General features: G+C 65.0%; 14 protein-coding genes, 1 tRNA gene and 1 pseudogene. 10 read left to right on the top strand and 6 right to left on the bottom strand.

Annotation, left to right across the window (positions count from 1 at the left end):
- Nucleotides 1-315 precede the first annotated feature (315 nt).
- On the bottom strand, nucleotides 316-1,380 hold the full coding sequence (locus IOC69_RS10605; protein WP_290543523.1) for a hypothetical protein: 1,065 nt from the start codon (nucleotides 1,378-1,380) through the stop codon (nucleotides 316-318).
- 208 nt (nucleotides 1,381-1,588) lie between these two features.
- On the opposite strand from IOC69_RS10605, the gene IOC69_RS10610 reads away from it, so the two are divergent.
- Complete coding sequence (locus IOC69_RS10610) at nucleotides 1,589-3,700, top strand: sodium-translocating pyrophosphatase (RefSeq protein WP_290543524.1); 2,112 nt, start codon at nucleotides 1,589-1,591, stop codon at nucleotides 3,698-3,700.
- 114 nt (nucleotides 3,701-3,814) lie between these two features.
- Here the strand turns inward: IOC69_RS10610 and IOC69_RS10615 are convergent, their stop codons facing one another.
- Together IOC69_RS10615 and bamE are read right to left on the bottom strand one after the other, a co-directional pair.
- Entirely contained in the window at nucleotides 3,815-3,976 is a 162-nt protein-coding gene (locus tag IOC69_RS10615; RefSeq protein ID WP_290543525.1) for a hypothetical protein, read from the bottom strand.
- A gap of 14 nt (nucleotides 3,977-3,990) precedes the next feature.
- Nucleotides 3,991-4,461: an outer membrane protein assembly factor BamE gene (bamE, locus tag IOC69_RS10620; RefSeq protein ID WP_290543526.1), complete on the bottom strand. Its 471-nt coding sequence runs from the start codon at nucleotides 4,459-4,461 to the stop codon at nucleotides 3,991-3,993.
- A gap of 84 nt (nucleotides 4,462-4,545) precedes the next feature.
- Between bamE and IOC69_RS10625 the strand changes: the two genes are divergently transcribed.
- The 8 genes from IOC69_RS10625 to IOC69_RS10660 all read left to right on the top strand — a co-directional run bounded on the left by IOC69_RS10625 (nucleotide 4,546) and on the right by IOC69_RS10660 (nucleotide 9,580).
- Entirely contained in the window at nucleotides 4,546-5,064 is a 519-nt protein-coding gene (locus tag IOC69_RS10625; protein WP_290543527.1) for a ubiquinol-cytochrome C chaperone family protein, read from the top strand.
- Nucleotides 5,061-5,576, top strand: a complete 516-nt coding sequence (locus tag IOC69_RS10630; protein WP_290543528.1) for a DUF177 domain-containing protein — start codon at nucleotides 5,061-5,063, stop codon at nucleotides 5,574-5,576. The genes IOC69_RS10625 and IOC69_RS10630 overlap by 4 nt, the downstream gene beginning before the upstream one ends.
- A 145-nt stretch (nucleotides 5,577-5,721) precedes the next feature.
- Nucleotides 5,722-6,768: a phosphate acyltransferase PlsX gene (gene plsX, locus IOC69_RS10635; protein WP_290543529.1), complete on the top strand. Its 1,047-nt coding sequence runs from the start codon at nucleotides 5,722-5,724 to the stop codon at nucleotides 6,766-6,768.
- A 17-nt stretch (nucleotides 6,769-6,785) separates the two neighbouring features.
- Nucleotides 6,786-7,757 (top strand): beta-ketoacyl-ACP synthase III, encoded by a 972-nt coding sequence (locus IOC69_RS10640; RefSeq protein WP_290543536.1) that lies wholly within the window; start codon nucleotides 6,786-6,788, stop codon nucleotides 7,755-7,757.
- A 93-nt stretch (nucleotides 7,758-7,850) separates the two neighbouring features.
- Nucleotides 7,851-8,165 carry an integration host factor subunit alpha gene (locus tag IOC69_RS10645; RefSeq protein WP_290543530.1) on the top strand — a complete coding sequence of 105 codons (315 nt, stop codon included), beginning with the start codon at nucleotides 7,851-7,853 and terminating at the stop codon, nucleotides 8,163-8,165.
- A 138-nt stretch (nucleotides 8,166-8,303) separates the two neighbouring features.
- The gene (locus IOC69_RS10650) at nucleotides 8,304-8,849 is read left to right on the top strand and encodes a MerR family transcriptional regulator (protein WP_290543531.1); all 546 of its coding nucleotides are present in this window, start codon (nucleotides 8,304-8,306) and stop codon (nucleotides 8,847-8,849) included.
- 42 nt (nucleotides 8,850-8,891) lie between these two features.
- Nucleotides 8,892-8,968, top strand: a tRNA-Pro gene (locus tag IOC69_RS10655).
- A 321-nt stretch (nucleotides 8,969-9,289) separates the two neighbouring features.
- Entirely contained in the window at nucleotides 9,290-9,580 is a 291-nt protein-coding gene (locus tag IOC69_RS10660; protein ID WP_290543532.1) for a hypothetical protein, read from the top strand.
- A gap of 55 nt (nucleotides 9,581-9,635) precedes the next feature.
- On the opposite strand, the gene IOC69_RS10665 is transcribed toward IOC69_RS10660, so the two are convergent.
- Nucleotides 9,636-9,845 (bottom strand): DUF2842 domain-containing protein, encoded by a 210-nt coding sequence (locus IOC69_RS10665; protein ID WP_290543533.1) that lies wholly within the window; start codon nucleotides 9,843-9,845, stop codon nucleotides 9,636-9,638.
- Between the two features lie 99 nt (nucleotides 9,846-9,944).
- Here IOC69_RS10665 and IOC69_RS10670 point away from each other — a divergent pair, with 99 nt between their 5' ends.
- Entirely contained in the window at nucleotides 9,945-10,991 is a 1,047-nt protein-coding gene (locus tag IOC69_RS10670) for a COX15/CtaA family protein (RefSeq protein ID WP_290543534.1), read from the top strand.
- 170 nt (nucleotides 10,992-11,161) lie between these two features.
- Here the strand turns inward: IOC69_RS10670 and IOC69_RS10675 are convergent, their stop codons facing one another.
- Nucleotides 11,162-12,439 (bottom strand): O-acetylhomoserine aminocarboxypropyltransferase, encoded by a 1,278-nt coding sequence (locus tag IOC69_RS10675; protein WP_290543535.1) that lies wholly within the window; start codon nucleotides 12,437-12,439, stop codon nucleotides 11,162-11,164.
- A 168-nt stretch (nucleotides 12,440-12,607) separates the two neighbouring features.
- Nucleotides 12,608-12,725: pseudogene (locus IOC69_RS10680) on the bottom strand (IS110 family transposase); the annotation flags it as partial.

The following is a 12,725-nucleotide window of genomic DNA, read 5'->3' on the forward strand; positions in this document are numbered from 1 at the left end:
AAGTCGGTCTGGCGATGTTACCTCGCGTCCCCTCATCTACCCGTCGCGTGCCGCGCCGGGTCCCTTCTTCTCCCGCTGAGGCGGGAGAAGACATGAGTTGCGCGGATCAAGTCCGCGCAAGGCGATGAAGGCGGCGTGACCGAAGCGTCCTCTCCCGCTTCAGCGGGAGAGGAGGGGGCCCCAACGAAGTTGGGGTAGGTGAGGGGAAGTCGAGTCGGTCTGGCGATGTTACCTCGCGTCCCCTCATCTCCCCGTCGCGTGCCGCGCCGGGTCCCTTCTTCTCCCGCTGAGGCGGGAGAAGACGAGAGCGGCGGTTCATGCGCGCTGAAGGGACGCGTCAGACCTCGGCCAGATCCACCGCCCGATCCGCCGCCCCAGCCTTGCTGCGCCGAACGTCACGCCGGCAATCCACAGCAGCAGCCACAGCGACCACACCACGGCGGTGGTCATCATGCTGGCGAAGGTCAGCACGCCGCCGCCCAGCACCATCACGGCGCGCGTCGCGGTGCCGAAGCGGGCGGAGAGCCTTGCGATCACGCCCACCTCCTCCGCCGATTTCGCGCTGCCGAGTGCGGCTACCGTGGTCCGGTATCCGGCATTGCCGCCGATCGTCGCCACGTCCGCGCCGAGGCCCTTCAGCGTGCTCACGGCTTCGGCCTTCAATACGCGGCCGGATGCCGCGCGCGCTGCGGCAAGGTCCATGCGCGCCACCGATGTTCCCACCAGCCGCAGCGCCTGCCCGTCCAGCGCAGTGGCGGCCACCACGCCAACCTCGCGGGCCAGCAGCGGTGACAGGCGTCCTGCGCGCTTCACCGCCTTCAGCGTGCTCACGCCCGCCTTTTCCGGCACCGTGGCGCCGAATGTCGCCACCGTGGCGGCGGTCAGGCCGAGGCCGACAGTCGCAAGTCCGATCACCAGGGGGTCGATCTCCTCGCCGGAGAGGTAGCGCGAGGCCTGGGCATAGAGGTCGCGCACGTCGCCAACGCCCGTGAGGTCGGCGGCGACGGCGCCCGCGAGTGCCGCTTCGTTGGGCGCATCGCCGGAGAGAAATCCGTTCCAGGCATCGCTGCCCATCCGGGCGGAGGCCTCGTCCTGTGCCGCCGTGATGCGGGTGGTGAGGTCTTCGGGCAGGGATACCCCGCGCTCTTCGGCCAGCTGGGCGATGGAGGCGGCGAGGTCCTCGTCCTTGCTGGCGAGCGCCTGCTCGGCAACGGCGATGTAATCGTCAGCAGTCTTGTGGGTGAGGAGGTAGGATGCGGTGGAGGCCTCATCGCGGGGGCCAGCCAGGAACTGGGCAGCCTCCAGCCCCCGGGGCAGGGCCCAGACGCCGAGCACCAGCAGAACCAGTCCGAACAGCACCCCCAGAAGCCCGTTTCTCAAGTTACCCCTCCGCCATCTCGAACTAAGGAATATAAACCTAAATTAAGCCGGAATTAGGGCCGGAACTGGCCTTTCTGTGGGGATTTTCTGGTTGTTGCCTCAAAGCCCTCGATCAGGCATACCGTCTCGCACCTTCCGGGGCTGGGAAAACGCGGATGATTCCGTGTCAGGGGTTCTGGGGAAACGTGAACAAACACAAGGGTTTATCATGACCACTGCACTCTGGCTGATCGTGCTCGCAGGCGCGCTCTCCATCGTGTACGGCATCGTGACGACGCGCAGCCTTATGGCTGCTGACGCCGGCTCGGCCCGTATGCAGGAGATTTCAGCGGCCGTGCGCGAAGGCGCCAAGGCCTATCTCAACCGTCAGTACACCACCATCGCCATCGTCGGCGTGGCGATCTTCATTCTCGCCTTGCTGCTGCTTGGCATATGGTCGGCCATCGGCTTCGCCATCGGCGCCATCCTGTCGGGCCTTGCGGGCTTCATCGGCATGAATGTTTCGGTGCGCGCCAACGTGCGCGTGGCGCAGGCGGCCACCAAGTCACTCGCGGGCGGCCTTGACCTCGCCTTCAAGGCGGGTGCGGTGACGGGCCTCCTCGTGGCGGGCCTGGGCCTCCTGGGCGTAACCCTCTATTTCGGCTTCCTGAAGGACACGCTGGGCTTTGATCCCACCAGCCGCACCGTCATCGACGCGCTGGTGTCGCTCTCCTTCGGCGCCTCGCTGATCTCGATCTTCGCGCGTCTCGGCGGCGGCATCTTCACCAAGGGTGCGGACGTCGGCGGCGACATGGTGGGCAAGGTCGAGGCCGGCATTCCGGAGGATGACCCGCGCAACCCCGCCACCATCGCCGACAATGTCGGCGACAATGTCGGCGACTGCGCCGGCATGGCGGCCGATCTGTTCGAAACCTATGTGGTGACCACGGTCGCCACCATGGTGCTCGCGGCGATCGCCCTTCCGGCCGAGTTCAAGCTCGCCGGCATGGTGCTGCCGCTCGCCATCGGCGGCGCCTGCGTCGTCACCTCGATCATCGGCACCTATTTCGTCAAGCTCGGCGCCTCCAACAACATCATGGGCGCGCTCTACAAGGGCGTGATCGCCACAGGCGTGCTCTCGCTCATCGCACTCTACCCGGTTATCAACCTGGCGTTCGGCGGCATGGACGTGGCGCTCGGCACGCCGGAAAAGGCCTTCACCCCGATGAGCCTGTTCTGGTGCGGTGTCGTCGGCCTGCTCATCACCGCGGCGATCATCTGGATCACCGAATACTACACCGGCACCGGCAAGCGCCCGGTGAACTCCATCGCCGAAGCCTCGATCACCGGTCACGGCACCAATGTGATCCAGGGCCTCGCGGTTTCGATGGAGGCGACGGCTCTTCCGGCCCTCGTCATCATCGCCGGCATCATCGTCACCTACGGCCTTGCCGGACTCTTCGGCACCGCCGTGGCGGTCACCACCATGCTCGCCCTCGCCGGCATGATCGTGGCGCTCGATGCCTTCGGCCCGGTGACGGACAATGCGGGCGGCATCGCCGAAATGGCGGGTCTTCCGAAGGAAGTGCGCCACAACACCGACGCGCTCGACGCCGTGGGCAACACCACCAAGGCCGTGACCAAGGGCTATGCCATCGGTTCGGCCGGCCTCGGTGCGCTGGTGCTGTTCGCTGCCTACACGCAGGACCTCAAGACCTTCTTCGCGGACGTGCCGGTTGACTTCTCGCTGTCGAGCCCGTGGGTGGTTGTGGGCCTGCTGTTCGGCGGCCTGCTGCCCTACCTGTTCGGCGGCATGTCGATGACGGCGGTGGGCCGTGCGGCCCAGTCGGTTGTCGTCGAGGTGCGCCGCCAGTTCAAGGAGAAGCCGGGCATCATGACCGGCGAGGACAAGCCTGACTACGGCCGCGCCGTGGATATGCTGACCAAGGCGGCGATCAAGGAGATGATTGTCCCCTCGCTTCTCCCGGTGCTTTCGCCGATCGTCGTCTACTTCGTCATCAACGCCATCGCCGGCCAGGCCGCGGCCTTCTCGGCCGTGGGCGCCATGCTGATGGGCGTGATCGTGACGGGCCTGTTCGTCGCCATCTCGATGACGGCGGGCGGCGGCGCCTGGGACAATGCGAAGAAATCCTTCGAGGACGGCTTCGTCGACTCCCACGGTGTCAAGCACTTCAAGGGTTCCGATGCCCACAAGGCCTCGGTGACGGGCGATACCGTCGGCGACCCCTACAAGGACACGGCGGGCCCCGCCGTGAACCCGATGATCAAGATCACCAACATCGTGGCGCTGCTGCTGCTGGCCGTTCTGGCCGGGCACTGAGCCCCGCGATCTGAACGGCAGAGCCCCGTCCGAAGAAATCCGGGCGGGGTTATCTTTTCATGCTCAACCGCAAGCCGGTCCGCGTGAGCCGCGCCACGCCGACGCGCAAGGGCGTCACCTCCGCGGGTTATTCCCTGAACAGCGCGCCGCTGCCGTGGAGCTGTCCGGGTGCGCGGCGATGGCCGCCTCCTTGACCCCGGCAAAGCCCACCCCGCGGATGGCATCGCGCCACTGCGACGGGTCCATGACGCGGCCACCCCCGCGAATGAGATCCATGGGGCGGTTCCCCCTCAGATCTTGCCCTGGAGCATGGGGGCGGTGCGCGCGCCCTTCGAGGTGCGCAGCAGCGCGCTGATGATCGACGTGTCCTCGCCGTAGACGGGGGTCGCATTGGTGTTGATGTCAATCACCCGGCCGTCCTGCAGCCCATATTGGGCATAGCTTTTCACCTTGCCCTGTTCATTGAAGCGGATGGCGATGACGGTGCGGTCGGTTTCCGAGGTCAGGAAGGCTTTGCTGGTGGTGATCTGGGTGATGTAATAATAACCGTCACCCTTGTACTGCACCGAGGCCGTGGTCGATGGCGTGCCCATGATGCCTTCGACTTCCATCTTCGACATGCCGGTGGTGATCTGGTCGAAGGCGCCGGGCTTCGGCATATAGCCGCGGTGCTCGACATCCGGCGAGCAGCCGGTCAGGAAAAAGGCGAGCCCTGCCGCTGCGAAAAGGCTGGTGGCGAAGCGCATCTTGGATATCTGCATCGGCTGCAAGCTTGTTCCTCATCCCCTGACCGGCGGAATCGTATAAGACACCGGTAAACCATACCTTCAGTAAGCTGCAATGACATGATCCTGGAACGACTTTTCAACCGGTCGCCCAAACCCGCACGGCGCTGTTACGAGGCAATTGTGGCTGCCGCGCGGCGCCCCGCCTTCTATGCGCGATGGGGTGTGGCGGACACGCTGGACGGGCGCTTCGATATGATCGCGCTGCACAGCTACCTGGTCCTTGACCGGCTCAAGGGCGTAGAGCCACGATTCCGCCAGGAACTGGTGGACGAATTCTTCCGTGACATGGATTATTCGCTCCGCGAATTGGGGGTGGGGGACCTGTCGGTGGGCAAGAAGGTGCGCAAGATGGCGGAGGTCTTCTATGGCCGTGTCGCGGCCTATGATGCGGCGCTGGCCGGCGAGGCGGATGCGCTTGCCGCCGCCCTTGGCCGCAACGTCTTCCCGGACGAGCCCGGCGCGGCCGGCGCCGCGCCGCTCGCCGCCTATGTGAGGGACCAGCGCCGCCATTTGGCCGCGCAGGATGCAAAGGCCATTGCCGGGGGGCAGGTCAGTTTCAGGGAGCCCACGCCATGAAGAACCGCGCGCCGAACATCGAGTTTTCCCGCCCGCTGCAGGTCGACCGCGTGCCCCAGCCCGGCTCCACCGAAAAGCTCTCGGCTGAGCCCGGCGAACTGGAGGCGCTGGCAAGGCGCTTCAAGATCCCGGCCCTCCATGCGCTGTCCGCCGAGATCCGGGCAACACCCTGGCGCGGCGGCGGCATGAAGCTCGAGGGCCACATCACGGCGGATCTCGAGCAGGTGTCGGTCATCAGCCTGGAGCCCTTCCGGGAGACCGTCTCGGTGCCGCTCGCCCGCTATTTCCTGCCGCATGGCGCGGTGGTGGACAATGACCGGGAGGACGATGCCGACCCCATCGACAATGGCTGGATCGACCTCGGCGAGGTGGTGGCGCAGACGCTGGCCCTCGACCTCGACCCCTATCCGCGGCGGCCGGGGGAGGCCTTCCCCGGCCATGTGGAAGACGATGGGGCTGCCGAAAAGGCCGCTTCGCCCTTCGCCGTTCTGGCCGTGAAAAAGAGCAGTTGACGTTAGGAAACCGCTGTGTTGCCGTTTTTTGGAATGACTTTCACAAGCCAATCTCTTAAGCCCTTAACCACTGTGCGGCGGGCTTCGGCCCGTCTTTGGGGTGCGACGGGCGGGTATCGGCAAGACTTTGACAGCAAAGAGACATTTGACCATTGCGCTGGATGCGATGGGCGGCGACACCGGCCCAGAGGTGGTGATTCCCGGGGCCGCACTCTGCGCCGAGCGCCACCCCGGGCTGCGCTTCCTGCTGGTGGGTGACCGCAGCCGCCTGGCCCCGCTGGTTGAGCGCCATCCCAAGCTCAGGCAGCGCGCCGAGATCCGCCATACGGATGTGTTCGTGACCATGGACGCCAAACCCAGCCAGGCGCTGCGCCAGGGCCGCGGCAAGAGCAGCATGTGGCTGGCCATCGATGCCGTGCGCGCGGGCGAGGCCCAGGCGGCAGTCTCCGCCGGGAACACCGGCGCGCTGATGGCCATGGCCCGCTTTGTGCTGAAAACCCTTCCCGGCATCTCGCGCCCGGCCATCGCCGCCATATGGCCGACGCTGAGGAGCGAGAGCGTGGTGCTTGACGTGGGCGCCACCATCGGCGCTGACGCAAGCCAGCTTGTCGAATTCGCGGTGATGGGCGAAGCCATGGCGCGCTGCCTTCTCGGCCTCGACAAGCCCACGGTGGGCCTGCTCAATGTCGGGGTTGAGGAGATCAAGGGCCAGGAGCAGGTGAAGGAGGCGGGCCGCATCCTTCGCGAATCGAGGCTTCCCATCGAATACATGGGTTTCGTCGAGGGCGACGATATCGGCAAGGGCACGGTGGACGTCGTCGTCACCGAGGGCTTCACCGGCAATATTGCGCTCAAGGCGGCGGAAGGCACGGCCAAGCAGCTCTCCACCTATCTCCGCCTCTGCCTGCAGCGCACGCTGCTGTCCAGGATCGGCGCCGTTCTGGCGCGGGGCGCCTTCGCGGCGCTGAAGGACCGCATGGACCCCAGAAAGCACAATGGCGGCGTATTTCTCGGCCTCAACGGCGTGGTGGTGAAAAGCCACGGCGGCACCGATGCGCTGGGCTTCGCCACGGCGATCGACGTGGCGCTGGAGATCGTGCGCAACGACCTCGTGAGCAAGATCAAGACCGACGTGGAACTGATGACAGGACTGCTGAAACAGCCAGAGGCCCCAGCGGAAGCCAGCCCATGAACGACCTCCCGAAGACCGTGACCAGGTCCGTCATCGCCGGATGCGGATCGGCGCTCCCGCGGCGCGTGATGACAAATGCCGACATGTCGAAGATCGTCGATACCAGCGACGACTGGATCGTCGAGCGAACCGGAATAAAGTCCCGCCATATCGCCGGCGAGGGCGAGACGACGCGCACGCTGGCGGCGCTTGCCGCGAAGCGCGCGCTGGAGCACGCGGGCGTGGCCGCGGAGGAGGTAGACCTCATCATCCTCGCCACCGCGACGCCGGACAACACGTTCCCCGCCACGGCGACGCTGGTGCAGGCCGATCTCGGGATCGTGAGGGGCGCGGCCTTCGACGTTCAGGCGGTGTGCTCCGGCTTCGTCTATGCGCTGGGCGTGGCGGACGCGATGCTGAAGGCGGGGCAGGCGGCCTGCGCGCTGGTCATCGGCTCTGAAACCTTCTCGCGCATCCTTGACTGGACTGACCGGAGCACCTGCGTGCTGTTCGGCGATGGCGCGGGTGCGGTGGTGCTGAAGGCGGAGCAGCATCCGGATGCGCCGGAGAGCCCGGGCATTCTCGTCACCCGCCTCCGCTCCGACGGGCGGTACAGCGACAAGCTCTATGTCGATGGCGGACCCTCGGCCACCGGGACGGTGGGCCACCTGCGCATGGAAGGCCGCGAGGTGTTCAAGCATGCCGTCATCAATATTGCATCGGTCATGGACGAGACGATGAAGCTGGCGCATGTGACGCCCGGCGAGGTCGACTGGTTCGTGCCGCATCAGGCCAACCGCCGCATCCTCGAGGGCACGGCGAGGAAGCTCGGCATCCGCGAGGACCGCATTGTCATGACGCTGGACAAGCACGGCAACACCTCCGCTGCCTCGATTCCGCTGGCCTTTGACGTGGCGGTGAAGGATGGCCGGATCAAGAAGGGCGATCTTGTGCTGTTCGAAGCCATGGGCGGCGGCTTCACCTGGGGCGCGGTTCTGGCCCGCTATTGAAGCTTCAGCCGTAACCCCTTGAGTTACACGATTTTTCCTGTTGACCGGCGGTTGGGCGCACCGTAGTTTCCAAATTCTTGCAGGGGATTCAGAATGGCTGGCAAGACTCTCACCCGCGCCGATCTCAGTGAAGCTGTCCACCGCCATATCGGGCTGTCGCGCAGCGAGTCGGCGGATCTGGTGAAGAGCATGCTCGACATGATGTCGGAGCATCTGGTCAGCGGCGAGACGGTGAAGCTCTCGTCCTTCGGAACCTTCATGGTGCGCTCGAAGAACGGCCGTGTCGGCCGCAACCCGAAGACCGGGGAGGAAGTTCCGATCACCCCCCGCCGTGTGCTTGTGTTCCGTCCCAGCCAGGTGATGAAGAACGTTATCAATGGCCTCGAAGGCGGCTCCGAGGAAGACTAGAGCAGGTTTCGGTTCAGTGGACTCGAAACCTGCTCCATCTTTTTGTTCGGTCGCATTTTCGACGGTCAACCGGTGTCCATTTGACCTGAAAATGCTTTAGGTTTTCGCGGCACGCCGCATCTCAAGGAGGGACGCCGCATGGTGGAAAAATCTCCCGACGCTTTCCGCACCATCAGCGAGGCGGCCGAGGAACTGGATGTGCCGCAGCATGTGCTGCGCTTCTGGGAAACCCGGTTTGCCCAGATAAAGCCCATGAAACGGGCTGGCGGGCGGCGCTATTACCGCCCGGCTGACGTGGAGTTGCTGCAGGGCATCCGCAGCCTTCTCTACAAGGAAGGCTACACCATCCGCGGTGTGCAGAAGATCCTCAAGGAGGATGGCGCCGCCTATGTGGCAGGCGTCGGCCGCGGCGAAATCGAACCGAGGAAGCGCGAGGGCGAGATGGCGTCCGCCCCGCCGCCCGGCATGTCGAAGCCGGCGCCACGATTGAAGGACGGCAAGCCCGTTGCGGCCCCGGTGGCGGCGGGGGCGCCAGTCCAGCCGCTGCTGCCGCTGGGCGAGGTGCGGGTTGTGGTGAACCGCCTGTCCGAAAGCCATGCCGACATGCTGCGCGCGGCTTTGCGGGACCTTGGCGATGCGCGGCGGATTCTCGATCCGTCGCAAGGACGCATGGGGCGCGAATAAGGCTTTCGCCGCGGCCGGAAGAATGCTAGAGCGGCCCGGTGTCGGAGCGTAGCGCAGCCCGGTAGCGCACTATTCTGGGGGGATAGGGGTCGCTGGTTCGAATCCAGTCGCTCCGACCATTAAAAACAAGGACCCGGTGGAAATGCCCGGTCCTTTTTTGTTGTCCGGGACGGAGCCTGCCGCCAGTCAGTGCAGGCCGCGCCGGATCATAAGCTTGGGCATGATCTTATCGCAAAACTGAGTTCCACTTTTGCGGATCATGCTCTCTGGCCTTCCGGACGGGAAGCTCTTTCCGCCGAAGCACTGCGGAAAACCATTGCAGATTAACCACTTATCCTCACCATAGGCGGATGAAAACGACTGCACAAAAAAGTTTCAGGATGTTTTCATCCGCCAGTGACGGTAAATTCTTTCTCAACACGGCAGTGGAAGGATTGCACATGTCCGGCGAACTGGACGCCCGCCTGGCCGGCCTCCTCAAGGCCTCGCTCGGCTTCGTTGATGCCCTGCGCGACATCGGGGTCGAGGGAGACATCGCGGTCAGGATCGACCGCGACGGAGCGCGGCAGCTGGTGAATGTGATCGACGTTTGCGACCGTGGGCGGAACGGCGTCAACATCGCGGGCTTGCGCTTCGAATGGCCGAGGACCGATGCCGTTGAGGCCTTCGCCGAAAATGACAACGACGGCGCCCTGCCCCTGGTGAACGACGAGACGCCGGCGCTCAAGTGAGGCTGGCGCTCAAGTGAGGCTGGCGCGCCGGCAGCGGCTGCTGCCGGTTTGAACCTCAGGCGGTGTCGGGCCGCGACATCCAGCGGATAATCGCCATGACAACGGGCAGCCAGCCGAGGCCCGCCACGATGTAGAAGGGCAGCTCGAAGGCCATGCCGCGGCCCACCACCAGCATGCCGCCCACCGTCATCATCGCCAGAGAATAGACGACGATGAACAGGACGGTGGCGATGGTGCCGATGGCCTTGCGGGTTCGGATGTTCATGGGGGGCTGGATAGGGGTTGGCCGGGTTGGACGCAAGCGCCCCCCACTGCGGCGCTTCATCACTTGAACCGCCGGGCGGCTCCGACGTATTTCGCCTGGATGACTGCTGAAACCCTGAATTTCCGCCAGACCGCCGCTATGCCTTATGTCAGGGCATGGCTCCTCGGCATGGCGGCGCTGATCTTCTGCATGGTGATCGTGGGAGGCGCCACGCGGCTCACCGACAGCGGACTGTCCATCACCGAATGGAAGCCGCTCCTTGGCGCCATTCCGCCGCTGACGGAAGCCCAGTGGCTGGACGCATTCGAAAAGTACAGGCAGATTCCCGAATACCAGCAGATCAACAAGGGGATGTCGCTCGCGGAGTTCGAGTTCATCTACTGGTGGGAATGGTCGCACCGCTTCCTTGGCCGGGTGATCGGCCTCGCCTTCTTCCTGCCCTTCGCTTATTTCGCGGTGACGGGGGCGCTCAACCGCTGCACCGCCATCCGCTGCGGCGTGCTCTTCGTGCTCGGCGGCCTGCAGGGGGCGCTCGGCTGGTACATGGTGGCCTCCGGCCTCGTCGGTCGGGTGGACGTGAGCCAGTATCGCCTTGCCGCCCATCTCTCGCTTGCCACCCTGATTTATGGCGGAATTCTGTGGGTGGCTTTCGGGCTGGGGCTGAAACGCCATTTGCCGGAGACGGGGCGGCAGTGGCTGGCGCTGCTGATCGCCGCGCTGGTTCTGCTGCAGATTGCGGCAGGCGGCTTCGTCGCGGGCCTCGACGCGGGCTTCGGCTACAACAGCTGGCCGCTGATCGACGGCGCGGTGGTGCCCAGGGGCCTGTTCGCCGCCGAGCCATGGTGGCGCAACATGTTCGAGAATGCCCTGACCGTGCAGTTCAATCACCGCAACCTTGCCTATGCGATTTTCCTCCTCGTGGCCGCGCAGGCCTATGCGGGGAGGAGCCGCGCGGACCTGATCCTGCTCCTGGCCGTGCTGGGGCAGGTGGCGCTTGGCGTGTGGACGCTGCTGTGGGCGGTGCCGCTGTGGCTGGGCCTCGCGCACCAGGGCGGCGCAATGCTGGTCTTCGCCGCGGCGATCTGGAGCCTGCACTGCGCGCTCCGGGGCGAGCGCGTGACGGCGCTGAGGGAAGTCCGGGTTTAACGCAAGTTCAGGTCAAGTGGACACCGGTTGACCGTCGAAAATGCGACCAAACAAAGAGATGGAGCATGTTCCGATCGGGTGGACTCGCCTGATCGATGAGAACATGCTCCGGCGGAGGATATTCCCCGCCCCCGCGCGGGTGGGGGCGGGGAAAATAGACAGACGGCGCGTTACGAGATTGCCTGATCGAGGTCGGCGATGATGTCTTCCACATCCTCCAGCCCGACAGACAGGCGAACGACGTCAGGGCTTGCGCCCGCCAGCCTGAGCTGGTCAGGGTTGAGCTGGCTGTGGGTCGTCGAGGCCGGGTGGATGATGAGCGAGCGGGTGTCGCCGACGTTGGCGAGATGCGAGAGCAGCTTGGCCGAGGACACGGCGCGCACCCCAGCCTCATAGCCGCCCTTGAGGCCGAAGGTGAAGACGGCGCCCGCGCCCTTCGGGCAGTATTTCTGCTGCAGCGCATGATGTTTGTCGTCCGGCAATCCGGCGTAATTCACCCACGAGACATTGGGGTGCTTCGTAAGCCACTCGGCCACCTTCAGCGCATTGTCGCAGTGGCGCTGCATGCGCAGGCCCAGCGTTTCCATGCCGGTGAGGATGAGGAAGGCGTTGAGCGGCGCAATCGACGGACCCAGGTCACGCAGGCCCAGCACGCGCGCGGCGATGGCGAAGGCGATGTTGCCGAAGGTCTCGTGCAGCTTGAGGCCGTGGTAGGAGCCGTTGGGCTCCGACAGCAGCGGATAGCGGCCGGACTTCGACCAGTCGAAATTGCCGCCGTCGACGATGACGCCGCCCATGGAGTTGCCATGCCCGCCCATGAACTTGGTGAGCGAATGGAGCACGATGTTGGCGCCATGCTCGATGGGACGGCACAGATAGGGTGTCGCCATCGTGTTGTCGACGATGAGGGGGATTCCTGCCTTCTGCGCGATCTTGGCCACACCCTCGATGTCCATCACGCGGCCGCCGGGGTTGGCGAGCGATTCGATGAAGATCGCCTTGGTCTTGGGCGAGATCGCCTTTTCGAAGGAGGAGAGGTCGTCGCCATCGGCCCACACCACGTGCCAGCCGAAGGATTTGAAGGAGTGGTTGAACTGGTTGATCGAGCCGCCATAGAGCTGGCGGGCGGCCACGAACTCGTCACCCGGCTGCATGATGGTGTGGAAGGCGAGAAGCTGGGCGGCGTGGCCAGACGCCACCGCGAGCGAGGCGGTGCCGCCTTCGAGGGCGGTGACCTTGCCTTCGAGCGCCCCTTGGGTGGGGTTCATGATGCGGGTGTAGATGTTGCCGAAGGCCCTGAGCGCGAAGAGATCGGACGCGTGCTGCACGTCGTTGAAGACGTAAGCCGTGGTCTGGTAGATCGGCGTGATGCGCGCGCCGGTCGCTGGGTCAGGGGCCTGGCCGGCATGCAGCGCCAGCGTGTCAAAACCCGGTTTTCTCTCAGCCATTGTCGTCGTCTCCCGTTTGTTGTGGGGAGTGAGACTATCGCGGGATGTGGCGGAGGACAATTGAGGGATTTTGACGGGAGTTTCACCGCCATCATCAAGCCCGGGCTTGTCCCGGGCATCCTTTGCGCCAGCCGCAAAAGGATCGCCGGGACAAGCAACTGTCGATTTTCAGTAGCTGTGGCGGAACTCCGTGTTGTCTCGCATGATGGCATTGAGGATGGTGAGGAACTTGTGCATGGCTGCGACGAGGGCGACCTTGAAGGGTTTTCCGGCTTCCCGGAGTCGT

Origin of the sequence: Aestuariivirga sp. (assembly GCF_020252405.1) — a bacterium.
Classification (GTDB): Bacteria; Pseudomonadota; Alphaproteobacteria; order Rhizobiales; family Aestuariivirgaceae; genus Aestuariivirga.